Genomic DNA, 26,011 nt, shown 5'->3' on the forward strand with positions numbered 1-26,011 from the left:
TCTGAACTATTCGGCAACGGCCTGCTGTGAGCAATGATATTAGCATACTAACAGAATTGATCGCTTTGTGCCACCAGCACCATTATGTGCTATTCCTTCTTTTCACTCACAATCAACACTCAGGGTTTGTCATGAATAACAGTTTTACTCGTGGTATGGAGGAATCTCTGGACGAAAAGTTTAATGAGCTTTTTCATCAAAAAAAAGACAGCATCACACAGAGAACGCACACCCCGTAAGTCTCGGTCTGCTTGATCGGGCAGGCTCTCCATAAAATCCACCTAATTTTGTTTTATTTTGCAGAAAACTATTCGGCTTCGATGTGAGATATGTCAGCCTTATTTAAAAGGTTAGCAAAAGAAGGGGGCGAGAATGACACCGCATAAATGTCATGATTACCAGCCAGATGAACGTGAAGCAATAGCCTCGTTTGAAGTGAAAGGCGAAACGGGAACATTCGCTGAACTGGAGGCATTATCTGACGTAGCCCAACGTCGTCTGGCTGAATGTTTCCGAATAAATAAGTCAATACCTGTCGGGTTCACGGCGATAGATTTCCTGAATGAAAAGGAACGTCATTCTCATCACATCTTGAAGCTTTCCCTTACGTTATGTGTAAATGAGCAAAAAAAAGCCCATGAACGCATTTTAGCGCGTCGTGAAGCTATGAAGGTGAAACATCAGAGGGCATTGCAATGAAGCTTGGGCCGCGTCAGGAAGTCATCCTAACCGCTATGGTAAAGAATGGAGGTAAGTATTGGCCGGGGTGTGGAATTGTCTGGGGCAATTTCAGCACCACCCGAATGATCCTTGAATCCCTTGCAGCGAAAAAGCTAATCACCAACGACGGTAATAATCGTTATTCCGTCACAAAAGAGGGTACAAGGCTGGGTGATCCATATCGTTACATTAAAGAACGAGTAGCTGAAAAAAAACAACAATAAAATGTTCTGAATGAAAAATGAACTGTTTCTCATCAATGCGGAGAAAACCATATGAACGTAACCATGCATGTAACAGGTAAAGGTATTTCATCCATGCTCGCCGAAGAGCTGGCGCTGTTTGGCGAACGTGTAGGTGAAGCAATTGAACATTGTCGTGATGAAAAAGAATGTGCGGCTTTAGAAGACGCATTGCAGGCACTTAGCAAGGCAAAGACATCTCTGGATAACGCAGTAAGTTAATAGCAAAGACAATTCTAAATGGAGATTCATTTGTCACTTTTTTTAGAATATGTAGGAAAAATAGAACGTCATTACGGAACTGATGTTGCCTTGGGGTTTGTTCGTGCAAATGATGCTATCACAGTTGCCGATGCATCGAGAGACTATGAAGAAGCATATAATGTGCGCGTTGAAGAGATAAGAAATCTCGTCGATATATTTAATGCTTCTGGTGGCTTGCCCGATCATAAACTTACTGTGGAGCGTATGAGTCCTAAAGCAATTCGCGTTATCCTGAATGGCCTAATGGTCTTGTGTGGCGATGTTATGAATTCCAAGAAAATTTTATGTTTACGTTTACTCAGGCGCTGATAAGCTCACTTTATACGGCATGACGGTATCAGGGGGAATAATGAAATTTCTAAAGCAGTTTTTCGTTGCAGTGCTTCTCGTTTGTTCAGTAGCTCATGCCGAAAACCCAAAAGAAGCTGGTATATCTTTGAACGTAAAACAATACAGCGAATTAGGGAAGTTCGGTGTACCTCGTCCGATGTCCTTGTCGGTGGTTAAATTCAACGGTAAGACATATATTCTTTCTGATATGCCTGATCGTCGCCTTTACGACCTCACTCTCAATAGAGCAAAAGACGGCAGGGAAGTGTTATGCGGAAAAAAAGGAAAAGGGCTTAAAGTAGCTAACTGCTATTACATATTTTTTCGTGAGCAATGATGTGTTGTCTCAGGAATGTTTTGGCTAAGACAAGCGGGAGGTGCTATGTCTGAAACTGTAACCGTCATTGATGCTATGGGTCTCCCAAGAGAAGTAACCGTAATCGCTCGTTTTAGTGAAAAGATCGGCGGCCAACAATTCGGATTTGTTTTACATAAAGCATTAACTGTTAACCGAACAGTCCTATGTCATGCAGCAAGCGGTGTGCGAATCGAAATTCTGAAAGGAAGTGATGTAGAAAAGATGGGTGAGATTGAAGCAGGAAAAAAAGGGCTTCGCTCAATCATTCAACAGTTCGGGGATGAAAAAGTTGCTTCATGGCTTTTATCATTTATAAAAAAATATGCCAGTGAGATTTGATGCTATTGTGTTTATCTTCTCGAAAATAATCGTGGGTTTTGGTTTTATCATTTAGCTATCTGGTACGGTATCGATGATCAGACAAAACATGAAAATGATGGAGTAATTATGATTGGTGCATCCTTTAAAAAAGGTGACAGCGTAACGTGGGTTAGTCAGGCTGGTGGCTCAATTCGGGAAAAAAAAGGTGAAATTGTTGAAATTATTCCGCCAAATGGAAAATTTAGTAACGCTATTCGCGACAGATACCCTGATCTCTTCAAAGGAGCTGGCGTAGGATTTCCCCGGCCAGAAATTAGCTATATCGTTGCAGTGCCGCAGGGTAAAACCGGAAAAGCGAAACCAAAACATTACTGGCCCCGCACATCTGGGCTGCGTTTGTCTCAATGAGGTTTCAAAACAGCGCCACTTCGAAGTGGCGCTTCTTTATTCGGCCATCCCAGCAACCATGAGATAATCTAGTCGTCAATGGATCAAGGAGAACAGGCGATGAAGATCTCTCTCGAAAACGGCGTTGTGCTTTATGTCTCCCATTTAGCTGATAATGGTCAACGTAAAAGCCGCCGTCAGGCGGTCGCAGAAGCAGCAATACGTTGTTTCGGCATGAATATGGGGGGGACTCTGCTCGATGAGTCGCTAACGGCAGTGGCTCGTTTTGACGCTACTGGTAAGCGATTGGCATCCTAATTGATTACCGGGTTCATTTATTCGATGTTTCGGCTCCCGGTTACTGCCTCTCATTTTATAGGGGAATAGCAGGCTTATAACATCAGATAAACCATCTCCGGGGGAGAATTTTTCATGGCAAGCTCGGGTGTGAGAGGAAAGCGTAAAGAAGAGATGCTCACAGCGGCAAAAGACGATCTGGCAGAACGGCTTGAAAGTAACGGTTTATGGCTAAGAGCCGCTACACGCTGGGGGGAAATGATAGATGCCTGTGATAACGCTGACCTTTGCGAATTTTACGTCCAGCGACGAGAACATTGCATCAGAAAATCAAACGAACGGCATCGCGCCAGACTGGAAGAATCTAACCTTAATGCTGATCTCAGTCTCGTTAGACAACGAATTGATGCTATTTACCGGGAAAGCAATCTTGGGCCGGTATCCTACTGGTATATCGAATGGGATTAACAATTGCTGTACCGTTTTAATCATATAGTATATGTTTAAATTATATTTGTCTTATGCATCATGGGGGTGACATGAAAGAAATTGTTAAAGATGTCGCAGTGATATCTCTGCCACATCGCGATTGGTCTTGTGAAGCTATATCTTACCGCGTAAAAGTGATGCCGATGCCAGGTGAGCCAGGAGGTGGAAATCATCTCTTTATCATGATTGAAGACCGGTTTGAGTTTATCAATCATGACAAAAGCCGAGATGTTTTATCGCGAATCATACTCAGCAGATATATGAGCATTCCGGCTCGACGAATTCATTTCATTTTCTATGTATCAGCCATAGGTACACCAAACGGCCTTAACGTAAAAATGTATAATTTTGATCGTGATGAGAACCGACAGGCAATAATGAAAAAGGATTCAGTGGACTACTCAGGGAACACAGCAGTATGTGCGATGGTTATGTTTTAATTGATGATAGCTACGTTGATTAACTCCCCCCCACCGATACTACTCTTGCCGCATTCGGAGAACAGGTCATCCTCCTACTTCTCTCTGCTGTGACAGGAACTGCTCAGGACTTTTCGGAGTATGGAATTAATCAGGATTAGCCATTCGCATCCCCGGCTGACAAATAACTTACGAGGCATACATGAGACTTGAAGATTTAACTGGAGACGATCGTACCCTTGTTGTAGTTGCTCTCCAAGCTCTTTATCGGGAGCGAGCGAACTCATATAATTCGGCCTTTCTCGCCTGCCAGCTCGCAGGCAAGAAACCACCAGATGAAACCTTTTTTGGAGTGGAGGAAAGTATTTTGGCAATTCGCAGGATTGGCGCTCTTCCGCAGAGATGAAACCGGATATGAAATCAACCTATCAGAACGACGACAGGCGGACATTACTCACCAGAGCAGGTCAGTTGTTGGTTGGTGTTCTTATCTGTTGACGGGAGGAGTATTTTATTTATGTAGAATAAAAGAAACTTCTATTCCCCCTAAACTTTTTCACTTTTTACTATTCGGCCCCCCTAACCGCTGTGTGATGATGTTTGTCTGACTACTGATCACTACGCGGAGAAAAAAATGAAACGTTTTTCAGATATCACCTCATACCTAAATATTTCCGACCGTAAGCCATCATTAGGGCAAGTTCGAAATGATGTGACAAGCTGGGGCAGGACAAATCGCTCTTCGCGTCACCGTGTGAAAATCACTTTATGGCTCGACAGCGATGATAAAGAAGATCGCGTAGTTATTTCAGGTGAGGTTGTTCTTAACATTAAAAAAACGGCCCCGGAAAAGGGAGTGGATCTGAATATCGAAGTTCATCATTACTCCGGTTATGATGAAGTGAAACGTAAACTAACCACCAGCCACCCTGAAAAATACTTTCGTATTGATGGACAGACTAATCCCGAAGACGTAAAAACCTTTTATGCTTCACTGTGTGAACAAATAGACACCCTCGAACTTAATGAACGTTACTCTTTTCCGGGGTTAAAAGATTACAGAGCAGCATAACTTAAACGGGGTTACGACCCCGTGGCATTATGCATCAGGAGTGGTTATGGTGGACTTCGAAAGCGAAAAGAATTCTCTGAAAACACGATTCGCTCGGGCAAGGCGCAATGCACGCCGGTTTTATCTCGAATATATGCGTTATCAGGGCGGAGGATTCACTTACAGGGCATTAAAACATGCCCTCTCAGAAAAACATTTTTGTTCGGCATCTATAAAACCATTCGACAGGTATCGACGATGAAATGTTCTGCAAATGTTTTCTGCCAGTATCGCGTTTACAACAATGTTACAGTTATGACGTGATAAACTCTTTTTCGCTGAAATACATGGTGGTTTTGTGAGTGAAAAAAACTTTATAGTGGATTCTGAAAATATGGATGTTCCTCATTTTTTAACGGACAAGTTTGAGTCCGATTTATCTTCCCGTGGTTTCAGGATGGATAAAGACAAAGAGGGGTTTTATATTTCTGAATTAACCCAGTCTGCTTGGTTGGGATTTTCATTATTCTATACATATATGTTCGTTGAAGAAAAAAGGGTGGTTGATGATGATCGTGTTGCTGCTGATGATAACGTTGAACCAGAAACACCCCCTGCGTTAGAAAAAAACAAAAAAGAACAAGTGTTCTTTCTCGACGATGAAAGTGACGAGGTGGATAATGTTTGCATCTCCACTTCCGAGCCAATTAAGCATTCATTTAATAAAATTCTTTATCCTTTAAAAAGTGATGCAACAAAACAGGCAGTCGCAGTTAGTAAAGACAAATGCATCCCAATGTGGATTCATCCTGCAAATGGTGAAGAAGGGTGGCATATATCAAGTCATGGATTTGCTATTTCAAGAAGGCCGGACATCCCGGTAACGGTGAGTATGCTGGATCAGCGGCAGATTTTTTACGGGTTCTCTCCATCAGGAATCGCGAAAAAAAATGCAGCCTTCCGTCGTAGCACGTATTGCCTATAGTGGTTCCATCTTCACTCAAAATTCTGAGTATTTTAACGAAAATATTCTTTGGAATGGATTCGTGAACAATCTGATCCAGCCCTTGTGATCAGCATTGACAAAGGGAGCCGGGATGAACGGTCTGAGCGTCTGGCTTACATTCAGGAATCAATAAAAGAGGTGCTTGGCTTTTCATCATACTATCGCTGGATCACACGCGATACAGTTGTTATCGCCATATCACACGATAAATTCGATTATGGAGAAGCAAGGGAACGTGTTCAAAACCCTCATTGGATGCTTAAAACAATGAGCTGGCCGAACACCTTTATCCTGAAAGAAATGAAATAGTTGAATTAAGGCCATAGTTCTTCGGCCTACTAAAACGCACGGTATTCTACTGTTAACATACAGTGAACGGAGTGAAGTTATGTTTAGCAATAAAGCCCAGTTACAGGTCGGTTCTGAATATCATGAATCGCTCGTATCTTTTATCAAGCAAGAAAGCGAATCAGGTATGATTAGCTTAAAAAAATACCACCGATTCATTCTTTTAAAATGGGCCTTAATACTCCTTTGCTTAGCCATTACATTTGCATTTTTTACATCAATTTATTTATTCATCCGAGATGGATCACTATCAGGGATCGCAGGAACTGCTGGTTATGGCTTTATGCTTGTATTGCTGATGACTGTACTAAGTATTTTATCATTCGGCCTACAAAACAAGCTTGAATGCATTGAAGATAGATTTAATGACGATAGCCTTATGAGGCTTTTCAATCACGGAGCGCCTGATGATGTTATTGACAGCATTATCCTCGCACTGGGCCGAACAGGAGACCTTAGCTACGTTGAGGTGTATGATATATACTGGGTGTGCAGTCGAACCAGTAACGGGATTGACAAAGCGCACCTGCTGGGCGAACGGTATAAGCAAATAAAGAAAAGAGTCCGTAATCACAACTTTATAAAAGGACATGTCTGATGATGAAGGGATGGATACTCACGTTTTCAGAAACGAAGGAGTGTATTGCACAGTCTTTCCGTTATCCCATACTATCGAAAAACACTTTTTTCGTATCAGTTCTGACTGTGTTCGCTTTTGTCATTAGCTGGCTTACGCTCTCTGGTGTGAAAGGAGAGTTGAAACCTGCGGCTTCACTCACAATTTTTTGCTCGTACTTCTTGTTTGTTATTTCTGCGGTGAGTTGGTCATTCAGGATGCGTGAAATGCATACTATGCTGGTAAAAATCATTGTTCTCAGTTTTATTACAATTGTATTGCTCTGGAATTATCTCGGCGATGGGGTGTTTACCGTAATACAGAAAATAGTATCTCACGAGCCGCAAAGCGGTGTTGTTAATTCTGAGCTTTTTATCGCACTAAGCGATATGATCTCGAATACAATTATAGTTTGTCTCTGGCCCGGATTTTACTGGTTGAGTCTTTCAGTTATCCTGCTTGCACAGTTCAGGCAACGAGCAGGCATCACAAAAGGAATACTTAACCGAATGATTATAAATCTTCCAGTATGGATAATGCAGGTTTTTGTCTACGTTTCACTCTGCATTGTGCTTCTGATTATATCTCCACTTACTCAACTGCCAGTTATGATCACACCATTGCTTACTGTCTGGAATAGTGTTTTTATCTTTCTCGTCATAGTCAACATTGAGAATGGTACGCCACCAGCTACTGTCATTGGTCAGATCGCGCGAGTAAGATTAACCTTGAGGAAATGATTATGCGTCGTGCTTTTTCAGATAAAAGTGCTGCGATATTGTCTATCGCAACTCAGGAAACTGAGATCCATAAAAGATGGTTTGCTACCACTCCGCAGGGAGACGGTCTGCCTGATGTTCCCGGTGTTTATCGATTCAGAGTTCCTATGGAACATTCCCCGGAGCAAAAAATTGAATTTCTCGCCCTGTTGCGCTGGCGCAGACACGGGATGAAAAACATTCTCTTTCCGACCTTCGAATATTTCATTGACGATGAGTTCATTACGATACCGGAAGGCACTGAGTGGACACACCGCGAACCGGGAGATCCAGAAATGCTTTCCCAAGATTCTTTCCCTATTGTCCAGCGTATATCCGAAATCACATCGTCTTGCCCGTTCTGCAAGAACAGGCCGACACTCAGTGGCAGGAAGGTAGATTTGGAAACCGGTGACAGATATTCCACCTCGTTACCATACCGTTTCAACCAGTTTTGGTTTACCTGCTGTGAGTGGATTGCGCCAGCTCCGCGCCAGACCATCGAACGCCTGATAGACGACTGGAACGAACACGTTAAGCAGTAATAGAAGGTTCTTTAGCCGGATTCTGTCAAACTATGCTGACTTGAAACAACGCAACAAAGAGGCACTATGAGTAAGAAACTTATTTTAGATGAATATCATTCATTTGTTGCTACGCCAACGATTATCAATGAGTTAAAGAAAATGGATTGCGTCCCTGATGTTCAGTACAAACTTGATGGTGAACGAGTTTTCGTTTTCGATAAGCTGGTATCTCTTCTCAAAACACTGGAATTACCATCTGATCCCATTGAACGTCGGAATGTCGTTAGTCAGGCAGTTTTGGCCGCGATGCCCGATGCGTATCTTTCTGCGATTGAGGCAGTAACGTCATGGGAAATAAAACCAGAATCCTATGAAATTCGGTTAGTTGATGGGGCATACATCGTCTGGCATAAAGCATTCAACTCATTTATCCCCGTAACGTTCTCGTCACTGGAAAGTGCCCGTCTGGCGCTGGCAGATCTACTCACAGGAAAAAACATCCCCACCCCATACGATACAATGAATAAAAGTGGAGGTGTTAAGACATTCATGCAACCAGCACGGTCTGAGCACAGGAAATCGCCTTCTGTTGTGACGTCATATCTGTATTCATTCGCCGGGCAAGTTCTCCAGCAAGATAAAAATGAGAATACCGAATTTAATTTCTCCTTTAGTGAAATCAGGGGCTTCTTCCCTTTTAATAGCAGGCCGGAAGATGTGCCGGAGTCGCCCCTTCATTCCGGTGATTCTTTTCAGGAGGGTTTTCCATTAATCAGGCGCGAGCATTATCAAAACCTCTTGAGGCATTCTGCTGCGTGGTTCTTTGACAGCGAAAAAGCTGAAAATGAAGTAAATAATTATTTTAGCGATGAAAACTCATTGTTTGAGTTGTTTTCCTCTTTCGAGCTGTCAGACAGTCATCTTCCGAAAGGTTGGCAACTTAATGATGAAGACCAGCAGACTATTAACACCATTCGCCATTTTTTCCCTGAGTTATCCTCGTTTGATGACGCTGTGCTATACGATAATTATCAAGACTTTATGACCGACGTTAGATACATGAGATCTTTTGATAGCAGCGACATCTACAGGGACGAAGAATTTCTGTTTTATATTCTTGGTGTACATAGCATGGCTGGAGTACCGGAAGAGCTACAGATTTCCGATAAGGTAAACATCGGTTTTATCGCTGCCTATTTTTACAGTATCGGACTGACAGTACGAGAGGCTATCGGAAAGGCTAAAAATTACGCACGTATCACCAGAAATATCCACAGGGTGATGTGGGACTGTAAAAAGGCATTTTCCTATATTTCTTTACACAATAATTCTGGCGGAAAAATTACAACCGGCGCTCGTCACTTTTCCATTGAGGATTCTTTCAAAGTGCTTCGAAAACATAACGTGGGAAGTATTACCGCTACTCAGTCACTTTCCAGCTTCGCATTAAGCAACGACAAGCTGAGCGAGACAAAGACAACAAAACATTAATTGCGTTAACCGGGGGGTATATGCGCAAAACCTATCAAGAGACGCCGTTTTCTCTTCGTCGATACATTGACGGCTATGAAGGTCATTTTGTCTGCAAAATGGCTTCACAGCCAGAATTTGCCGATCCATGCTCGTCAGATATGACCGAAGCAGAAATAGCAGCCTGCGTAGATTTGTGGCTAAAAACATATGGCTGGGAGACCTACCCGGAAGTTGCTCTTAAACATCGTTCAAAACGCCCTGATTTGATAGCAAATAAATCACATTGGGTGCATGTTATCGAGTGCAAAAAAGCCTTCGGCTTACCAGTGATGGAACAAGCTTTTGACTGGCTCAGCAGCAGACATAACCCAAAAGCCGGGTTGCCACACATGATCAGCATTGCGGTAAAGTGCAGTAATGGGGGGAGGCGTAGTGAGTTTGGCATGGAACTCATTAAAAAAGCAGGCATCGGTCTTATCGAAGTTGAAAAAAGAGCAGGATTTGTACTAGGCCCGCCTGATCAGCAGGAAATGCGCGAGCCATCCTATTCACTGCGAGTAATGTGCGAAGCCCGACTCATACCCGGCTCTCGTCGCCTTGGCCGCGTTCTGCGAGAACAACTGAACACTGACACCCGCATGGCCGTCGCTGGAACTCCGGGAGCCACAGGTCGGTATATGACCGACTGGAAGCGCACCATGTTGCGGGTCGAAGACTTCATGCGTAAAGGTGATTCACATACCACCAGCGAAGTCGTTTCTTATCTCAATGAAAATGGGGGGCATAACTGGTGCAATAAAAGCAGTGCCATGACTGGCATTAATATGAGTCTGCAACGTCTTCGATACGGTAAAGAGGAATACGCGCACGGGAACGCCCACCGATGGAAATGGGTTGAGGGCAAAACTAAATCCATTATTCAGGGGTTGTACGCCGGAACCGCCGAAATTTCCGTGCCCCAAGAATTTTGGAGTGCGGCGGTCCGTACGTAAGACCGTCGTCAACCGGATAGCAAAGAATTAGCCGTTTGGAGCGAAAAATCACTGTTCGCAACGTATCACATAGCTGGTACGGATAAGTTCTCACTCACGGCACCATAAACGTACACGTCAGCACATGCAAAACATGCTTCAAAAATCGACTAATTCGCTGCGCCGGAAATTTCGGCGGTTCCGGCACAGAACCCCATTCAGAACTAAAAGCCTTCGGCCCTCTGTATCAGTGTGAGATCATCCAGAAAGTTAAAAAGGTGATTTTCACAAGGGTACAGTGTCTTTTTCTCATACAGGTGGGGTGGGCGGTCGTGTTCTATCCATTTATAGGGGCTTTATGTTTCATTTTGACGTTTATCCTTCTGGGAATAAGCGGCATGATAGTTCTTATGCATAAAGCCGACAACGTGAAGTACACCATTCGACGTGGTGGGGTTCTTGCGGTAATAGTGACTCTAGGAGGAATTGCTCTCTTGGGGACTGTTTACTGCATTTACGGGTCATTAAATCATATTTAACAAAACAGGAGGTTTTATGGATGGAAATGTTGTTTGGTGGAGTTGGATCATCGTTGGTGCGGTGTTCCTGTTAATTGAGTTGTTCACTTCAACGTTTTTCGGCTTATGGATGGCTATTGCCGCAGTGTTCCCGGCAGTGGTCTCTTTTCTAATACCTGATATGCATCTCGGATGGCAAATCGGCATCTGGATCATATCCATGCTCGTCTGTGCTTACCTCTGGGTACATATCAGCAAACGCGATAATCCTAATAAGTCCATACAAGATACGATTATTGGGCAAATTGGCATCCTATCCCGAGGCTGCGACAGCGAAAAGCAAGGACTTTTGATCCTTCAAAAACCGGTTGAAGGTCGGACTGAGTGGAAATGCATCTCTGATGATGAGATCGCACCAGACAGCAGGGTTTCTGTAACAGAAAAAGTGAACCACGATGTTTTGCGAGTGGTTATCTCTAAATCGTCTCATTCCTGAAAGTAGGGTTATAAACTATGCCAATTGGATTAATTGCTATCGTTATCATTCTGGCCGTTGTGCTGTTAACGTTGTTTAAATGCGTGCGTATTGTACCGCAGGGACAGCAATGGTTGGTGGAACGCCTTGGGCGCTATCACAGCCAGCTTGATGCTGGCCTGAATATCGTTATCCCGTTCGTGGACAGCGTTGCATATCGTCTGTCCACGAAAGACCAAATCATGAAAATTCCGTCACAAGAAGTTATCTCCAAAGATAACGCGGTGCTATCGGTCAATGCTATCTGTTACGTGAAAGTTGTTGATGCACAAAAAGCGGCATACGGTGTAGAGAACTATCAGATAGCGACTGTAAATCTGGCTATGACCTCCCTTCGTGCAGCAATCGGTAAGCTTGATCTGGACGAGAGCCTGTCACAGCGTGACGAGATTAAAGCAACCCTGTTGAAATCTATGGCCGATCAAATGACAGACTGGGGTTTGACGCTGCGCTCTATTGAGATTCAGGATATCAATCCGTCTGATTCTATGCAGGCGTCGATGGAAGAACAGGCCGCAGCAGAACGTAAGCGTAAGGCTATTGAAACGTTGGCGACCGGTAATAAGCAGGCCGCTATCCTCGAAGCTCAGGGCGTGAAAGAATCTACTATCCTACGTGCTCAGGCTGATCAGGAAGCCGCTATTCTGCACGCCAAGGCTCGCGTATCCGAAGCTGAAGGCATCAAAGACGCAAACACGTTGCTTGCCGAGTCTATGGCTGGCGAAGGTGGGGAGAAGGCAATGCAGTTCCAGTTAACCACTCGCTACATTGAAGCTCTGAGCGCTCTGGGTGAAAGTGAAAACGCGAAAGTTATCGCTATGCCTGCTGATCTGACTAAAGCCATGAGTGGTCTAATCGGTTCCGGTGTTGCTCTGGGTGCCGGTAGCGAGCTTGCCAAATAAACATGTGAGGCGACTCTGGTGGGGGCAACCAGCCCCCATTCAGTGAGTAATGCTGAAAAACATTCATATACGTTTTTCATGATTACTTATTTTGAGTCGATTGCCTGTGTGATTTTTCTGGGGCGTATTGTGGAAATAAAGGATGAATAGGTGCTGGAAAGAAGTTGAACATATCGACATATGCTACGGTGAAAACGGGGGCAGAATCTGGATATTGAAGCTCTCCTGCGGCCATACTGTGTTTAGGCGAATCAGACCGATACGATTGCATAATCTGACAGCATTCCGGCAGCGTGAAGCGCCTGAGCGTTGCCACTGTCAGTTATGTGCAGACGCAGTAGACCGGGACTGAACGTAACATGTAATTTTCATGTCAATTTCCTCGTCATGAAAATGAACGAACCCATAAAGGAATGCGGATGAAGAAGATGATCGTCGTGCCAGCGTTCCTGCTGCTGGCGTCGTGCTCTCTTGGGCTGAGCCTTGATGAACGTTATCAGCAGGCATATGGCGACGTGGTGCGTGAACCGACAGCGGAGAACGTCGAGCGGTACATGAAGCTGAGTCAGGAAGTGTCTGACAGGGATATGCGTCGGGCAAACCAGGCGGCTGAGCAGGCCACGATTGAAAGTGATAAAGGTTTCACTGAGTATTTCAAAAAATATGGCAGTGATGAGTTTAAAAAGAGTCGCCAGTAGTGATCTGGCATAAGGATTGAAGATGGAATATACCGAAAAAGAGAGAGAGTTTTATATCGGAGCAATGTGGGCTACGTCTACAATGTGGCGTATGCATACTGACAGCGTTGCTGTTAAGGATATGCTCAACGAATTACCTGATGCTCATGATATTGCACGATATTGCGCAGAGTATGATATACAGCCGCTGAGGCTGAATGTTATGGACTCGTTACCGCTCGGTTGTGATGCTGCATATACCTCGATCAGCTATGGGCCGATAAACTCAAGGGGTGAGAGATTATCTGCGATCACAGCGAAATCCCAGAGGGCAAAGAAGACGAATACGATTCGTATTGCGTGTATGCGGTAGAACCTGATGGAACACGACTTGTGCTGGTAGTTGACAAGTACAGCGAAGAAGAAGCCAAAGGTCAGGCTGACCTTCTGACAGAGCAATTGCTTGCGATTCTGGCTGAAACAAATGAAAAAGAGTCAGCCGAATAAAATCTGGTCATGATAGATATTCTGAAAAGCCCGGTTAGCCGGGTTTTTCTTTGTTTGCTATTTGGCCTTCCGGTTCAAAATGATAAATTAAATAAAAACCAATACAGGGCGATCCCATGACAGTTGCAATCAAGAGCACATTTAGCGTTCCCGTTCAAAACGAAGAGTTCATCATCCTTGTTGACCATGATAAGGGCGCTTCCGTTACGAATGATGCTGAAAATGTTATCCGTTGGCTGGATGAAAACCTTGCAGGAGGACTTGGTCAGCGCAAAGTGTACTATCGGGATACAATGGGCGAATACGACGAACTGGAACATGAGAACGTTAATTTCAAGGGCTACATTGCCTGTCCTCGCCACATTAAGCAGGCGCTGGCTGAGATGGTACAAAAAGCCATGTCGGAGGGAAAATGAGCGCCCGCCAGAAATGTCCGGCGTCACTGCGCGTCGGGACTATCCTCTACAGTGCTTTGTTTGATACCAGTGAAGACACGGGGAAAGCAACAGGAACGATATATGAAGAGGTTGTTCGTTCTATTCAACGCCGCAGGAATTCATCCCCAGACTCACCAAAGTTCGTCAACGTCACCAAGAAGATTGTCGGTCTCACATGGGTGGATACAACAAAGCCACCAGCGACGCGCTATGGCAAAAAACCGCCTAAAAGAGAAGGATGGGCGTCATATGTTTCGCCCATGTGCCAAACTAATTTTGTTCTCGGTGCTGATTTGCCACACGGCATTTGCACCACCAAACTTCTTGCGATTAAATCTGCGATCAGTGATTTGCAGAATGACATCGAATGGTATGACAGAGAAATCGCGGAACATAAAAAAACACTTATCCCGGATGCGGAACATCTTGCTGAACTTGTTCGGGAGAAAAACGATGTTGAAAAATCTTTGCGTCTGGCAAAAAGTTATCTAACGAAAGAAAGAAACAAGAGGGTGACAGGAAGAAAATAATCTAACATCGGGCGTTCACGGCGGGTGGATGCCAGCATATATGCAAACAACGAGCGGGGGTAAGTATGTTGCATTCAATTCAATTGGCTGACCATGAGCTGGCAAAAAGAGAAATAACCAATATCCGAGCGAGACTCCGGGGCATTAAAAATAAAATCCGTTGCAAGTCTGATGGTGTGGATCATAAAACCTTATCCATAAAGTACAGAGAAATGCAAAAGCGATTAGAATGGATTGAGATGAATTATGTCGCCATAAAATGCAGCCAAATTGAATACCTGCCGCAGTACCTCCCAAAATCACTGCCATTCTGGTTAATTATTGATGGAGAAGATGAAGCAATTATGTTAGGGGCGTATCTTAACGCTAAAGAAGCAAGCGATCAGTGTTTATCCATAAATAAAACCCTAGCTGAAAAAAGCACCGTCATTTCAAATAAAGATAAAATACGTATGGAACTGGACGGTAAGTGTTTCATCTATTCGGAGTAACCTTAACGCTATGTAAAGCGAGGGATATATTACCCAAAAATCACTTCGGCTATAAGATTAAGATGTTAAAATTAATCCTACGAAGCAAGACAAACTTTCAAAAACCAAGAGGTACGTATCATGGCTTCAAGAGGCGTCAACAAAGTTATTTTGGTCGGTAATCTTGGGCAAGATCCCGAAGTTCGCTACATGCCTAACGGTGGAGCTGTGGCGAACCTCACACTGGCAACATCCGAAAGCTGGCGTGATAAAACAACCGGCGAAACGAAAGAGAAAACTGAATGGCACCGTGTTGTGCTATTTGGAAAGCTGGCCGAAGTCGCAGGTGAATATCTGCGTAAAGGCTCTCAGGTTTACATTGAAGGCGCTCTTCAAACCCGGAAATGGACTGATCAGGCCGGTGTCGAAAAATATACGACAGAAGTGATCGTAAACGTTGGTGGCACAATGCAAATGTTGGGTGGCCGTCAGGGCGGTGGTTCGCAGTCCAGTGCTGGCGCTGCAAATAACAATAACGGGTGGGGGCAACCCCAGCAGCCTCAAGGGGGCAATAACCAACCTCCGCAACGACCTCAAAATCAGGGCCAACCGGGCGCTGGAGATCCTATGGACTTTGATGACGACATCCCGTTCGTTGGGATCGGATATACTTATGCAAAACATATGGTTATGGCTATTTCCTGATGTCGATATCGTAAAAAAGCGGCCTTATCAGAGGCCGTTTTTGTTGCTTATGAGCGATTAATTCACCAGCTAAAAAGTCAGGTTTTCAGTCATGAATGAACTACAAACCGCATTAGATACTCTTGCCAATAACGGGAGCTGGAAGGATGCACTTCTGTATGGTGGCGTGGCCTTTATCGGTTTCACTATCGTGTCAGCGTTGTTCAGAAGCGCATTCTTTATTATTCTCGGAGCAGTTGCTGCCTTCTATATTTTCTCCCTACAAACGCCGGATTCAAACGTTGATCTTCATGCAATTGCGCCTGAGAAGATTGTGTCTATGATGGTTGAGAGGAGCACCTGCGCCGCTGATAGCGTAGGTGAAATTAATAACATTGGCAAGGTCATCAGAAATGGTGATGTGCTTGATATAGCTAAGAAATGTGGTTTAATGCCATAGTTTTGGGCCTTTGGGAAAGAATGTTATCCTGCTCATATTGGTAACGTACTGGGCGAGACGCAGGCTAAGCTCGCTGAATTTCAAACATAAAAAATGGATAAGAAAGATAATGTTAATGGGGTACTGCATGAGCAAAACAGTTATTCGCTTCTTCCGGGATTTAATTAGTATGAAAAAGGAAAAACAAATTGCGTTACGTCGGGAGCATAATGATACGCTCTACTTTCTTCGTCATGGCCGTGCGCCAGTTTTTACTCATCCAGACGATCTCGCGGAGTAAGGTAGATGGCGCAGCAAGATTTAGATTTACTGATTGAATCTGAACAAATGAGGACAATCCTCATGTCTTTGAAGCAACTTAGCACTCAGTCTGACGGTGTTGTGGTTAATGGAAAAATAGTACCTTGGGATGATGCTTTTCCTCTGCTAAATGCATTCCCTGATTTCCCGATAACTCGCCAGAAAAAAGATGAGTGGATGGGTATCGCCGCTACCACATGGGAAAGTGATTATCACTCCAGAGTTAAAAAAAATGTATCGCGTTCAATTGCAGAAGATAGCACGCTGGAAAATGACAATCTTTATCTCTGGAGTCTGCTCAACGCTACCAATCAGATCCTTCGCCGAGTCCTTGAATATGTGAATAAAAAAGAGCTGATGCAAGCGGAACCAAATATATTACGTGCCGCGAAAGATGTGCTTGTTGCTTTGGATTCGGTTATCAGTGGCGCTCAGTCTACAGCGCGTATCCGTAATGAACTGTTCATGAGCGGGATCGATACTGTTGCTATGGAATTCCAGATGCTTTATGCGAGAGCGAAGAAAGATAACCGTGATAAAGACTCCGCAATGTATGTAGATATGTTGACTCTTATCAGGAACCTGAAAGAGCAGACAATGAAAGATTTAAGAAGCTAAGGAGGGGTATGCCTACACCAATGATTTTCACACCGAATATGATGAAAGGCATCATATCGGGTGACAAGACGCAAACCTGCCGAAAATCCGGCCCGTTGATAAAAGGCATACAAAAGTATGGTGACACTATCTGGGTTCGGGAAAATTTCTATGAGAAGGGACGCTGGAGTCCGAACAGTGGCCCTGATGACGTTGATTGGAAAGACGCTAACTGGAGTAGTTTAAAAGAAGTGCTCTATGCGGTCGATTGCGACAAACCCACCAGCAAGCCTCCCGAATACTGGTGGCGCAGTCGTCCATCAATCCATATGCCACAGTGGGCCTCGCGCTATACGCTAAGCGTTCGCCAGCTTTGCCAGAAGCCGGTTCAGAGCCTGACGCTCGATGAAATCAACCGGGAGGGGATCGGTATATTCTCTACCTACGAACCGGCCTATAAGGCGTGGGAAAACCTCTGGGTGTCATTGTATGGGCGGGATAGCTGGCTGAGCAATCCTGAGCTGGTGGTCATCGGTTTTAAGGTGCTGGAATCGAAGAAAACCAGCAACATCATATCAACCCGCATGGTGGGCGCGTAATGGAAAAAATGTTTTGGGCTTATCTTGCTGTACTTGTTGTCCTTCTGTCCGGTTTCCTTTATTACCGACGTAAAAGCGCCAGCATGATACGTGAGTACCGAAGGATGAAAATTTCTCTCAACGATCACCAGACGGCTGTTGCGTTTATCTATCAGGATCTGATACCCGGCACCGTGCTGAATCAGGCTCGTCTAATTCAGGAGCAAAGACACCTTCTGAAATATATGCTGGATAATCTTACGTTTGCACTTCAAAACCCGGACGTTGTCGATTTAATCTCATCTTCATATGCCAATGCAAAACTGCTTTTGGCACATCATATCGAATGTTGCCATAAGCAAGGTGTGAATGAGGAGTATATGCAGCGTTTATATCATAAAGCCGGGGGGGACTATATTGATGATGATTCCGTTATTATAGACCTATACAAAAATTTGAATAGACCATTACCTGTAAATCTTTTCTTCTTCAACAGAATGACAATGAGAAAAGAGAAACGATAGACATAAGCCGGGGATACCCGGCTTTTTATATAATAATTCTTGAGGACATTGTACTCTTACTCAAGTTCTTTTAACAACTTAGTGTATTCCTTTTCACCTTCAACAACTCCTTTTTCTGTTAGTTTGTATGCAACGCAGAGTGTTACTTTATCCCTGAATTTGTGCAGAAATCCTCTCTGATTTAACACCTTGCATGAAACTGAGAAATTGCTCGCGTGTAACTCGGGCACGCCTCGCTCACATCTGTCTTTGTTTAAGATTCTGCGCAGATCCCTGACTTCTATAGGGCCTTCCAGTTTTCTCTCTAAAAGATACAGAGATATAAGAATGCTTCTCTGTATGGTTGACATACGGTGCTTAATTTCTTTATCAGTCATATCACCACCTTAATCATATTCTATATGAATAGAATACATTCAGCGGTATACTGTGTCACGCTTTAGTGACGGTGGGGTTCAGCAGGTTTCAGCTTAATAGTCAAACATTGTAGAATAGTGAATGCAGAAGCAGATGTATCAAAGTACATACACACGACATGAAAAGGTGGGTTCATGAATAAATCAAAGTTTCTCCGCTCCGGGGTGATTGCAGGCGGGTTATTCTCTCTGTGTGTCAGTTTCGGATCTTTTGCTACAGTTTTTAATCCGACAACCAAAACCGACAATTTATCCAAAGTACAATATCCGCGCATTGCGGGAGAAACGGCTGAGACGCTTCAAGCCTATAAGCAGGGTTGCCCTGACTGTGTAAAGGTAGCTCAGGATGTATCTAAGATGCGCCAGCAGTATTGTGCAGACCGTAACGCCAGCGTTGACACGGCGATAGCTGGTGATCCGGTTTACGCGTATCTGAACGGTGTACGGATGGTATTATCCACACGTGGGGGGTATAACAGCCCTCTCTATACATCAGCCCGTCAAATCGTTGAAGCAAATGTTGACTGCACTAACTCTCAGGACTGGGTTGATCGAAGCCAGCATGTTTTGACTCAGACATTCAATAACGGCCAGCCTTTAGGCTAACAATTATTGATATGATCGCCGCGCTATACGCGCGGTTTTTTTTCGAGAAATTTGCCTCATTCTATTCGGCTCCCCTAAAAGTATGAGAGTATTTTTATACAGTGTATAAAAAGGGGAAGAGGAAAAGATGATAGACATGCGCGAACTTTTTGAAAAGGATGCAATGGAACGTTACAAGGTTCCTCTCTGGGTAGTGCAGGAGCGCCGGGACGGTGAAAGCTATAACATCGACAGCAGCTCAATTCTTTCCCATCTGCATTGGGAATGGCAGGCTTGGAAAAGATGCCATGAAAATCTCGCTCGCGCATCACTTGCAATCAGTGCAGTTGATGACAATGACAAGGCCATAATCAATGAGATGCGTGATCTGGCAGATACTATTCGTGAAGTGAAAGGGGAAAACCCAGAACAACGCAGCGAAGAAATAATCCATTTGTATGACCGTGCGGATACCGTTTTTGGCGATGAGAACATTCATGCCCTGTTAGGAATTCTGGACAACCTTATCATTCTGCATGAAACCCCCGTAGAACTGCCCAATATTATTTTGACTGCAAAAGTTGCAGGCTCTATCTCCACTTACCGTACTAAGGTCATTGAGGCTCTTGAAAAGACCGGCAAAAAATGGATTCAGAAGTAAGTGAAAAGCCAGAAGGGTTTAGGGAAACCAGAATCCTCATTGCCAATGGTGCCATCGCTGCGAAACAAGCTGCTTTACAGCGTGTTCGCAGTGAACTGAGCATTTTGCATGAGAAAGAAGCACAGCTTGAAGATGCTATATACGAAATAAAAGAGAATCGCGACAAGTTGCTTCTTGAACGTTGGGGAACTGGCGAACCAGAATGGAGCTTCATACTGGAGCGGCCTGAAAAAAACAGCCAGATACTCGCTGAGCGTGGTGAAGAAGAGATTAAAAAACTTGGTTTGTTTACGGCAGGAGTCTTTGAAAAAAACCAGCAGAAAGCGCTGGGGGTTTCAATAAGAGGAGAAACCACAAACAAACAACTCAAGAAAATCTCACTATCTCTCGAAACCATCTTTCCTCATCTGTATGCTGTAACTGACGGAGAAAGGGCAGTAATAGTCTGCCACAGCGCACCGGAGAGTTTTGATTTACAGATAAGACAGTTGATATCAAATGGACTTATCAGCGTTACAATGTTCATGTATGGGAGGAAAGACCCGAAATACTTTAACAGTTTTATGGATGCAGTAACCTTCATCAGAAATAATATGATCGGGAACCGTTTCAGGTATAAAACTTTAGACGATTTGTTATGAGGCAAGAATGATTGATACAAATACTATTGAAGCGAAATTAAACCAACTTAACCAAATCAAACGTCTGTGTGACGCTAAACAAGCTGGCATCAGGTTCGACCAAGTTGACAGTAACAACATCTGTCTGATTTGTTTCCTTTTAGTTGGTAGCCTGATCGTTTGGGTTACACCATTTCCTTATAGTATAAGCGGAGTGGTCGTTGCTGCTTTTGTTTTTGGTTTTATTATTCGACCATTTTTAAGGAAGAAGCTAAGGACTACCGACGAAAGAATTTTTGCCAGTGTATATGCGTATGTATCTCCATTGCCGGATTGTCAAGCAAATAAACATAATACTTATCTCACAAGATCACTAAAAGAAAGAGATCACGAAGATTACATTTGCATAAAGAATTGGGTGAGAATGGAAAGTGAAGCAATCGAGCATATCATCTACACGCGTTCAAAAGAAGGTGAGATGCGTGAAATGATTATAGAAAAATACAAGGGCGATGCGTAGGCATACGATTCACTTTTGACGACAAGGTAAAAAAATGAACTTCAATATTTATAATGATTCAGTTTTTAGAAAAATCGTTAGTCGCTTTTCTTTAGTAACTGCATTCGCCTTTAAAACGTTTGTTTTGGCTCCGTGTGTAACATTCTTTTTCTTCTTTTTTCTCCTGGCCTATTCTGCTGGTGGAGCTGGGAACATCATCACTGAGTATATTAAATCAGTCGATTACAACGCGAATTCAAACTCATATCGTGTCTGTATGGATGAGCCTTTAGTACCCACCGCTACTAAAAACCCAGAAGAAATGTGGCCTGTTGCAGAGGACGCAATGGAACAGAAACAAGTCGAAGTCCTCTGTCATCAATACGGGGATGTCAGCGCAGACAAGAAGGCATCCATACTTACCAGAAACATAACTGGGTACTATCTCAGCACAGTTGTTTTTTATTTAGCGGTGCTATTATTTGTCCGTTTTTTCAGAAAACCTTTTTTTTCTTAACTAAGGAAACCGTGAATTATGAAAAACATCCTTGAAGAAATCAAAAAGTTAGCAGGCGAGTTAAATGGTACTTTTCCGATGAAAGATATTTTGTCTTCCCTAAGCTCCAACAAGTTGAGAAAAATCCGCCCTGACGCATTAGCCTTGCTGGTGGAGGCTGCTCATTTCCTCTCTGAGGACATTGAAACTGGTGAATCGTACAAACCTGCCGAAGACTACACGGGACTTCTTAAACAATTTAATGCAGTAACCAACCTCAACCGTTCACTACGCCAGCAGGTGTCATTTTATCGAAGAAACATTGGGAATGAAAAAGCCAATATCGAAGAGATCGCTCAGTTACATGAGCAAGTTAATTATGAACGTGCAGCAAACGAACGCCTGACCGAAGAGATAAGAGAACTGAGTAATAAGTTGCTGGCCCGAGACGAACACCTCGCGGCTCTGGAAGTGCATGAAATGGCTCACAACAGTGCAAAAAAATCATTCCCCTCACAGCATGACGAAGCTGTACGCCGTGCAGATGAAGCAGAAATTCAGTTAGAACAGGAACGTAAAAATAACTTGGCACTAAAAAAAGAAGTCGAACGGCTTGGGCTGGTGGAGCATCTAACAAAAAGCACCGCCCGTGTTCTTGGCATCCAGAATGTTGATGATCCCTTTCTGGCACAGGACGTGCTGAGTCATACCAGCAGTCTGATTTGGAATTTTGAACAACTTACTCAGGAACTGAAAGATGGTACACTCCTTCCTGACCCCCTATATTCCGCACGTATCTTACCATTGCCGAAAAGCAGGCTGTCTAAGGAAAGCATCGATCTGGTTGTCAATGTGGCCGGGAAAATGCTGATTCATTTGAGTCAGGCTGAAAGCCAGCGGGACGCTGGTCACGAGAATGACTGGATGGCTGACAACTGGCAAAAATCATGTATATCGGGGATGAACAGGCATATACGTAAAAATGCCCCCATAGATGCGATGAACTATATAGCCTTCGCGACCTACCACGGCTGGCCCATTAACCAATAATCATAATCCTGCCTGCTGGGCCGTCTTGTGTATAGGGGGACACATTATGCCACTGAATGAAACTCAATACTTGCTCGATGTTTTGAGTGAAGAATGTAACGAGATCGCAGTAAGAGCGAGTAAAGCTATACGTTTCGGTCTTGATGAGATTCAGCCCGGACAATCGTTAACTAATGCCCAGAGGCTTGCGCTGGAGCTGGACGACCTTTACGGTACAATAGAGTTACTTAACGAAAGGCATCCCGGTACATACATTCCCAATCGAGATAATATTAACGCAAAAAAGGCTAAGATTGCTAAATTCATGAGATATTCAGAACAGTGCGGTACGGTGGTGCTCGATACTGATGGAGATGAACAATGATCACTGGAATCCTGAAAGAAGACATTGCAACGACTGTTGCTGAAAAGGCCAAAAGTGAGGGAATACCAGAAACATCTTTGGTAGAACGCTGGGTTAAACTCGGTAAACTGGCGGAAGAGCACCCAGATATGCTGTCTGGTGATCTTATAGCATATCTTAACAACGGCGAATATCCTTCTACCAGTGCTGAGGACGCACCGCTGTCTCAAGGTAAAGATGCTGAATATGAAGCCGAGAATGTGCGCATGATGATGAAAATGCTGGTGTACGCACTGAACAGGCATTCCCCTAATCATTCTTGTGTAGGAAAAGCAATGAGTCTGATGAAGCGGCTGGGTATGTACAAACTCACAGACATTTTGCGGTAAAAGAAGGATAGCACTGATGGAAATTTTATCTGAAAAAAAGCATAGTCAAGTTGAAATGATTGAGTTTATCACTGACTGGCTAAGTGATATTGCAGGGAGGAATGTTGACGACACTTTAAGAGAGAAGATTCGTAGCCGAGTATCCTTGCTTTCAAACGACTCTGAGATACGACTGTATAATATCGTCAACGATTTCAAGCTGAGCAATGACAAAGAATTGCAAAAAATCGCTAAAAGCATCGCTCCATTTTTAAAAAAAGGTAACTACGAGCGGATTTTCATGACTCAAGACCGTGATCTTAAAACTCAGGGGGAAGATAACAGTTTTCAGCCATAAAGATTGAATCTCCTGTAACTTCTTGTTTTCGGTGCTTATTCAGGCAATCAACATACTTTGAATAGGCATCGCCCTTCTGGCGAACCGATGGTTCGGGCCTGTCTGACATAATATTTATGTACCCTTGAGCAAGAGATATCACAACCGCATAGCGAAATTCCTTATCGCCCAGACCGCTATCAGTAGACATTGACGCCTTAGCTCCAGAAATTAATAATAGAGCTACACCTGTAATAAAATATTTTATGTTCATGCAAAAATCCTCATGGGAACATCCCTGTTCACTTTTTATTTGATAATTTTCCAGATCGCTACAGCGCGACCCTGGCTGTCCTTTTTATTGCCGCACTGAATGGCTCGCGATTTATCAACCGAAAGAACCGCACCCTCGCTGAAACGAGAATTGTTATATAGACAAGTAGGAGACTCTGTCATATCAGGACGTGGAACTATCGGATAAGCAGGACGTGGTTGTACAGTTTCATTCAGATTTTTGCGGCTATTAGCAAATGCTGAGTCAATACTGCCACCTCCAACCATTTTATTAAGTTTATCAGTCGTGGTTTCCTCAGTAGAGTCAGAAACAGAAGAAACGATCTTGCTTACCCCTGTTTCTGAATCAGCAGAAACATTCCGTTCTGCTGAAATCACTAAAGATGGGAATGTACATGCCACCAGCAAAACTATTAATGTATTTTTCATTTAACACACTCCATTCTTTGTTCGTAAAGAGTAACTGCCATAGTTAATCATCTTTATAACGATTTCAGTATACCGCCTCAGACTTTGACCCGAAGCCATTCAATGCAGTAGTCCCACAAAGCTTGCCTGCGGCCAACCCCTCGGCAGGCAGAAACAAGTTTCTACCAACCTCACGGTTTTCTAAAACATACTGTCAGTTTTCTATTCGGCCCCCAGTATGCTGATGATACCATCATAGCGTGATTAATTTAATTACGTGAGGGCTACATGGCTACTGTTACCGACGAAAAAGAAACGGTTTCTCCAGCTAAAAAGAAGAGACTGAGTATTAAAGATATGCCGGGTTTCGATATCTCCAGTACCGATATGTCAGCAATCATCGACCCTGCTTGCATGATAGTTAAGAAAGGCGGGAACATCTTTCAGGCTCTTGAGATGATTACCCTTACATTAGTCGGTGATGAGTTGTCTGTGCTGGCCGTTGATATTGATACTGCTCAGGTTCTTTCTCGGGGTAAAGTGGCTCTCGCCTGCGGCGACATTAGTGTCTCCATACCTGCACTACAGCTATCGAACCTGATGCGTAGTATGAAGAGCGTGGATCATATCCGATTCCGATATGACAGCGAAGAAAACAAAATGATCGTCAAAGCATGTAAAAGCACCTACAAGCTGCCGGTCTTCGTCGGGGATATCCCTGTTATCGAGGAAGAGTTCCTAAAACCAGAATTCAGCATGTCATTCCCGCAGGAAATGCTTTATCAGAATGTGCAGCGTATTCTTCACTGCGCGGCACGTAACGATGTTCGATACTACATGAACGGGATTTACCTTAACATCCTTGATAACTCGCTCTTCATGGTTGCCACAGACGGTCATCGCATGGCAACCACAAAGAACGCTATTCTTGTAAAAGATAAGCCGGAAAATGGATTAAATGCACCAGTTTCGTCAGTGGATATGAAAGGGCAAGATGTTGGTGTTATTTTGCCTGTCGGGGTTTGCCCTATAATGCAGAAAATATTGAAAGGGCAAAAAGGTGATGTCAGGATGGAATTCTGTAGCCACAACGTAATTTTTCATTTCGACACAATCCGTCTGGTTTGCAATCTCGTTCAAGGTAGGTATCCGCGTTGGGCACAGATTACCAAAGGAGTGAGGCAAGCCAGTAAAACTTTTACCGCGAACTTGCTTGAGCTTCGCGAGTCAATGTCGCGCGCGGTACACCTTCTCTCATCCGGCTCTGTATCCAAAGAATCACCCGGAAAATGTAACTTATCATTTCGCGCAAGTGAAATTGTGATCTCATCCCCGGAAACAAATTCAGTCGATTGTGAGGAGATTGTTTCCGCCACTCAGGTAGATGGCGATCAGGACGAATGTTTAATTGGTATTAATGGACATTATTTACTCGATGCCATTAACGGAATGCTCGCGTCAAATGCAGAGAGCACCGAGGTGGAAATTAAAATTAAAGATTCGACTTCCGGCATTTTTTTCAAGCATGGAGATACCCTTGATGTGATTATGCCTCTACGATTGTAATTCAGTAACAGGCGTTGAATGAGGTATTCTCAGTTACGGTTCTAAACACATATTCTTTCTTGCCGGGGCCGT

44 protein-coding genes are annotated in these 26,011 nt (G+C 43.8%); 41 read left to right on the forward strand and 3 right to left on the reverse strand.

What is annotated here, in order from left to right:
• Positions 1–372 precede the first annotated feature (372 nt).
• The 31 genes from AC3RPL_RS04095 (at position 373) to AC3RPL_RS04245 (ending at position 18,296) form a co-directional block, all read left to right on the forward strand.
• A complete protein-coding gene (locus AC3RPL_RS04095) occupies positions 373–699 on the forward strand; it encodes a hypothetical protein (RefSeq protein WP_098992470.1) in 327 nt (108 codons plus the stop codon).
• Complete coding sequence (locus tag AC3RPL_RS04100) at positions 696–944, forward strand: hypothetical protein (RefSeq protein WP_098992469.1); 249 nt, start codon at positions 696–698, stop codon at positions 942–944. The genes AC3RPL_RS04095 and AC3RPL_RS04100 overlap by 4 nt, the downstream gene beginning before the upstream one ends.
• A gap of 51 nt (positions 945–995) precedes the next feature.
• Positions 996–1,184, forward strand: coding sequence for a hypothetical protein (locus tag AC3RPL_RS04105; RefSeq protein WP_045268472.1), 189 nt, complete (start codon positions 996–998; stop codon positions 1,182–1,184).
• A gap of 30 nt (positions 1,185–1,214) precedes the next feature.
• Entirely contained in the window at positions 1,215–1,535 is a 321-nt protein-coding gene (locus tag AC3RPL_RS04110; protein ID WP_490739060.1) for a hypothetical protein, read from the forward strand.
• Between the two features lie 40 nt (positions 1,536–1,575).
• A complete protein-coding gene (locus AC3RPL_RS04115) occupies positions 1,576–1,893 on the forward strand; it encodes a hypothetical protein (RefSeq protein ID WP_490739061.1) in 318 nt (105 codons plus the stop codon).
• Positions 1,894–1,938: 45 nt separating this feature from the next.
• Complete coding sequence (locus AC3RPL_RS04120) at positions 1,939–2,253, forward strand: hypothetical protein (RefSeq protein ID WP_490739062.1); 315 nt, start codon at positions 1,939–1,941, stop codon at positions 2,251–2,253.
• A 108-nt stretch (positions 2,254–2,361) separates the two neighbouring features.
• Positions 2,362–2,643 carry a hypothetical protein gene (locus AC3RPL_RS04125; RefSeq protein ID WP_490739063.1) on the forward strand — a complete coding sequence of 94 codons (282 nt, stop codon included), beginning with the start codon at positions 2,362–2,364 and terminating at the stop codon, positions 2,641–2,643.
• Positions 2,644–2,742: 99 nt separating this feature from the next.
• A complete protein-coding gene (locus AC3RPL_RS04130) occupies positions 2,743–2,940 on the forward strand; it encodes a hypothetical protein (protein WP_490739064.1) in 198 nt (65 codons plus the stop codon).
• A 114-nt stretch (positions 2,941–3,054) separates the two neighbouring features.
• Positions 3,055–3,387: a PerC family transcriptional regulator gene (locus AC3RPL_RS04135; RefSeq protein ID WP_045268477.1), complete on the forward strand. Its 333-nt coding sequence runs from the start codon at positions 3,055–3,057 to the stop codon at positions 3,385–3,387.
• 71 nt (positions 3,388–3,458) lie between these two features.
• Positions 3,459–3,848 (forward strand): hypothetical protein, encoded by a 390-nt coding sequence (locus tag AC3RPL_RS04140; RefSeq protein ID WP_045268478.1) that lies wholly within the window; start codon positions 3,459–3,461, stop codon positions 3,846–3,848.
• A 181-nt stretch (positions 3,849–4,029) separates the two neighbouring features.
• Positions 4,030–4,233: a hypothetical protein gene (locus AC3RPL_RS04145; protein ID WP_098992464.1), complete on the forward strand. Its 204-nt coding sequence runs from the start codon at positions 4,030–4,032 to the stop codon at positions 4,231–4,233.
• Positions 4,234–4,461: 228 nt separating this feature from the next.
• Positions 4,462–4,899, forward strand: coding sequence for a hypothetical protein (locus tag AC3RPL_RS04150; protein WP_201435165.1), 438 nt, complete (start codon positions 4,462–4,464; stop codon positions 4,897–4,899).
• A 337-nt stretch (positions 4,900–5,236) separates the two neighbouring features.
• Positions 5,237–5,863 carry a hypothetical protein gene (locus AC3RPL_RS04155; protein ID WP_490739065.1) on the forward strand — a complete coding sequence of 209 codons (627 nt, stop codon included), beginning with the start codon at positions 5,237–5,239 and terminating at the stop codon, positions 5,861–5,863.
• A gap of 48 nt (positions 5,864–5,911) precedes the next feature.
• Positions 5,912–6,193 carry a hypothetical protein gene (locus tag AC3RPL_RS04160; RefSeq protein WP_490739066.1) on the forward strand — a complete coding sequence of 94 codons (282 nt, stop codon included), beginning with the start codon at positions 5,912–5,914 and terminating at the stop codon, positions 6,191–6,193.
• Positions 6,194–6,272: 79 nt separating this feature from the next.
• Complete coding sequence (locus tag AC3RPL_RS04165; protein ID WP_490739067.1) at positions 6,273–6,830, forward strand: hypothetical protein; 558 nt, start codon at positions 6,273–6,275, stop codon at positions 6,828–6,830.
• A complete protein-coding gene (locus tag AC3RPL_RS04170) occupies positions 6,830–7,588 on the forward strand; it encodes a hypothetical protein (RefSeq protein ID WP_490739068.1) in 759 nt (252 codons plus the stop codon). Before AC3RPL_RS04165 ends, AC3RPL_RS04170 begins: the two co-directional genes overlap by 1 nt.
• A gap of 2 nt (positions 7,589–7,590) precedes the next feature.
• On the forward strand, positions 7,591–8,151 hold the full coding sequence (locus AC3RPL_RS04175; RefSeq protein ID WP_490739069.1) for a hypothetical protein: 561 nt from the start codon (positions 7,591–7,593) through the stop codon (positions 8,149–8,151).
• Between the two features lie 66 nt (positions 8,152–8,217).
• Complete coding sequence (locus AC3RPL_RS04180) at positions 8,218–9,624, forward strand: hypothetical protein (RefSeq protein WP_490739070.1); 1,407 nt, start codon at positions 8,218–8,220, stop codon at positions 9,622–9,624.
• A gap of 20 nt (positions 9,625–9,644) precedes the next feature.
• The gene (locus AC3RPL_RS04185) at positions 9,645–10,598 is read left to right on the forward strand and encodes a hypothetical protein (RefSeq protein WP_490739071.1); all 954 of its coding nucleotides are present in this window, start codon (positions 9,645–9,647) and stop codon (positions 10,596–10,598) included.
• A gap of 534 nt (positions 10,599–11,132) precedes the next feature.
• Positions 11,133–11,591 carry an NfeD family protein gene (locus AC3RPL_RS04190; RefSeq protein ID WP_098992457.1) on the forward strand — a complete coding sequence of 153 codons (459 nt, stop codon included), beginning with the start codon at positions 11,133–11,135 and terminating at the stop codon, positions 11,589–11,591.
• Positions 11,592–11,608: 17 nt separating this feature from the next.
• Positions 11,609–12,532, forward strand: a complete 924-nt coding sequence (locus AC3RPL_RS04195) for an SPFH domain-containing protein (RefSeq protein ID WP_098992456.1) — start codon at positions 11,609–11,611, stop codon at positions 12,530–12,532.
• Positions 12,533–12,951: 419 nt separating this feature from the next.
• Positions 12,952–13,230 carry a hypothetical protein gene (locus tag AC3RPL_RS04200; RefSeq protein ID WP_098992455.1) on the forward strand — a complete coding sequence of 93 codons (279 nt, stop codon included), beginning with the start codon at positions 12,952–12,954 and terminating at the stop codon, positions 13,228–13,230.
• A 602-nt stretch (positions 13,231–13,832) separates the two neighbouring features.
• Complete coding sequence (locus AC3RPL_RS04205) at positions 13,833–14,132, forward strand: hypothetical protein (protein ID WP_187795424.1); 300 nt, start codon at positions 13,833–13,835, stop codon at positions 14,130–14,132.
• A complete protein-coding gene (locus AC3RPL_RS04210; protein WP_490739072.1) occupies positions 14,129–14,683 on the forward strand; it encodes a hypothetical protein in 555 nt (184 codons plus the stop codon). Before AC3RPL_RS04205 ends, AC3RPL_RS04210 begins: the two co-directional genes overlap by 4 nt.
• A 65-nt stretch (positions 14,684–14,748) precedes the next feature.
• Entirely contained in the window at positions 14,749–15,174 is a 426-nt protein-coding gene (locus AC3RPL_RS04215; protein WP_490739073.1) for a hypothetical protein, read from the forward strand.
• 120 nt (positions 15,175–15,294) lie between these two features.
• Positions 15,295–15,858 carry a single-stranded DNA-binding protein gene (locus AC3RPL_RS04220; RefSeq protein WP_490739074.1) on the forward strand — a complete coding sequence of 188 codons (564 nt, stop codon included), beginning with the start codon at positions 15,295–15,297 and terminating at the stop codon, positions 15,856–15,858.
• Between the two features lie 91 nt (positions 15,859–15,949).
• Positions 15,950–16,297, forward strand: a complete 348-nt coding sequence (locus AC3RPL_RS04225) for a hypothetical protein (protein ID WP_045269771.1) — start codon at positions 15,950–15,952, stop codon at positions 16,295–16,297.
• A gap of 127 nt (positions 16,298–16,424) precedes the next feature.
• Entirely contained in the window at positions 16,425–16,577 is a 153-nt protein-coding gene (locus tag AC3RPL_RS04230; protein WP_162757076.1) for a hypothetical protein, read from the forward strand.
• Positions 16,578–16,582: 5 nt separating this feature from the next.
• On the forward strand, positions 16,583–17,215 hold the full coding sequence (locus AC3RPL_RS04235) for a hypothetical protein (RefSeq protein WP_490739075.1): 633 nt from the start codon (positions 16,583–16,585) through the stop codon (positions 17,213–17,215).
• Positions 17,216–17,223: 8 nt separating this feature from the next.
• A complete protein-coding gene (locus AC3RPL_RS04240) occupies positions 17,224–17,793 on the forward strand; it encodes a hypothetical protein (RefSeq protein WP_490739076.1) in 570 nt (189 codons plus the stop codon).
• On the forward strand, positions 17,793–18,296 hold the full coding sequence (locus AC3RPL_RS04245; RefSeq protein ID WP_490739077.1) for a hypothetical protein: 504 nt from the start codon (positions 17,793–17,795) through the stop codon (positions 18,294–18,296). The genes AC3RPL_RS04240 and AC3RPL_RS04245 overlap by 1 nt, the downstream gene beginning before the upstream one ends.
• A 56-nt stretch (positions 18,297–18,352) precedes the next feature.
• On the opposite strand, the gene AC3RPL_RS04250 is transcribed toward AC3RPL_RS04245, so the two are convergent.
• On the reverse strand, positions 18,353–18,673 hold the full coding sequence (locus tag AC3RPL_RS04250; RefSeq protein ID WP_107321213.1) for a hypothetical protein: 321 nt from the start codon (positions 18,671–18,673) through the stop codon (positions 18,353–18,355).
• A gap of 174 nt (positions 18,674–18,847) precedes the next feature.
• Between AC3RPL_RS04250 and AC3RPL_RS04255 the strand changes: the two genes are divergently transcribed.
• The 9 genes from AC3RPL_RS04255 to AC3RPL_RS04295 all read left to right on the forward strand — a co-directional run bounded on the left by AC3RPL_RS04255 (position 18,848) and on the right by AC3RPL_RS04295 (position 23,692).
• Positions 18,848–19,318 (forward strand): hypothetical protein, encoded by a 471-nt coding sequence (locus AC3RPL_RS04255; RefSeq protein ID WP_115455036.1) that lies wholly within the window; start codon positions 18,848–18,850, stop codon positions 19,316–19,318.
• A gap of 136 nt (positions 19,319–19,454) precedes the next feature.
• Positions 19,455–19,958 carry a hypothetical protein gene (locus AC3RPL_RS04260; RefSeq protein ID WP_490739078.1) on the forward strand — a complete coding sequence of 168 codons (504 nt, stop codon included), beginning with the start codon at positions 19,455–19,457 and terminating at the stop codon, positions 19,956–19,958.
• Positions 19,943–20,599 carry a hypothetical protein gene (locus AC3RPL_RS04265; RefSeq protein ID WP_113456003.1) on the forward strand — a complete coding sequence of 219 codons (657 nt, stop codon included), beginning with the start codon at positions 19,943–19,945 and terminating at the stop codon, positions 20,597–20,599. The genes AC3RPL_RS04260 and AC3RPL_RS04265 overlap by 16 nt, the downstream gene beginning before the upstream one ends.
• A 7-nt stretch (positions 20,600–20,606) precedes the next feature.
• Positions 20,607–21,098 carry a hypothetical protein gene (locus tag AC3RPL_RS04270; RefSeq protein WP_490739079.1) on the forward strand — a complete coding sequence of 164 codons (492 nt, stop codon included), beginning with the start codon at positions 20,607–20,609 and terminating at the stop codon, positions 21,096–21,098.
• A gap of 34 nt (positions 21,099–21,132) precedes the next feature.
• Positions 21,133–21,594: a hypothetical protein gene (locus AC3RPL_RS04275; RefSeq protein ID WP_490739080.1), complete on the forward strand. Its 462-nt coding sequence runs from the start codon at positions 21,133–21,135 to the stop codon at positions 21,592–21,594.
• Between the two features lie 18 nt (positions 21,595–21,612).
• The gene (locus AC3RPL_RS04280; RefSeq protein ID WP_490739081.1) at positions 21,613–22,623 is read left to right on the forward strand and encodes a hypothetical protein; all 1,011 of its coding nucleotides are present in this window, start codon (positions 21,613–21,615) and stop codon (positions 22,621–22,623) included.
• A gap of 46 nt (positions 22,624–22,669) precedes the next feature.
• Entirely contained in the window at positions 22,670–22,987 is a 318-nt protein-coding gene (locus tag AC3RPL_RS04285; protein WP_490739082.1) for a hypothetical protein, read from the forward strand.
• Positions 22,984–23,355, forward strand: coding sequence for a hypothetical protein (locus AC3RPL_RS04290; protein ID WP_098992610.1), 372 nt, complete (start codon positions 22,984–22,986; stop codon positions 23,353–23,355). Before AC3RPL_RS04285 ends, AC3RPL_RS04290 begins: the two co-directional genes overlap by 4 nt.
• A 16-nt stretch (positions 23,356–23,371) precedes the next feature.
• On the forward strand, positions 23,372–23,692 hold the full coding sequence (locus AC3RPL_RS04295) for a hypothetical protein (RefSeq protein ID WP_490739083.1): 321 nt from the start codon (positions 23,372–23,374) through the stop codon (positions 23,690–23,692).
• On the opposite strand, the gene AC3RPL_RS04300 is transcribed toward AC3RPL_RS04295, so the two are convergent.
• Both AC3RPL_RS04300 and AC3RPL_RS04305 read right to left on the reverse strand, forming a co-directional pair.
• Positions 23,655–23,945 (reverse strand): hypothetical protein, encoded by a 291-nt coding sequence (locus AC3RPL_RS04300; protein ID WP_490739084.1) that lies wholly within the window; start codon positions 23,943–23,945, stop codon positions 23,655–23,657. The two genes, AC3RPL_RS04295 and AC3RPL_RS04300, sit on opposite strands and share 38 nt — an antisense overlap.
• A gap of 35 nt (positions 23,946–23,980) precedes the next feature.
• Complete coding sequence (locus AC3RPL_RS04305) at positions 23,981–24,394, reverse strand: DUF1496 domain-containing protein (protein WP_490739085.1); 414 nt, start codon at positions 24,392–24,394, stop codon at positions 23,981–23,983.
• A 267-nt stretch (positions 24,395–24,661) separates the two neighbouring features.
• Between AC3RPL_RS04305 and AC3RPL_RS04310 the strand changes: the two genes are divergently transcribed.
• Entirely contained in the window at positions 24,662–25,939 is a 1,278-nt protein-coding gene (locus AC3RPL_RS04310) for a DNA polymerase III subunit beta (protein WP_117067821.1), read from the forward strand.
• Positions 25,940–26,011 lie beyond the last annotated feature (72 nt).

This window comes from Erwinia papayae, from assembly GCF_058241465.1.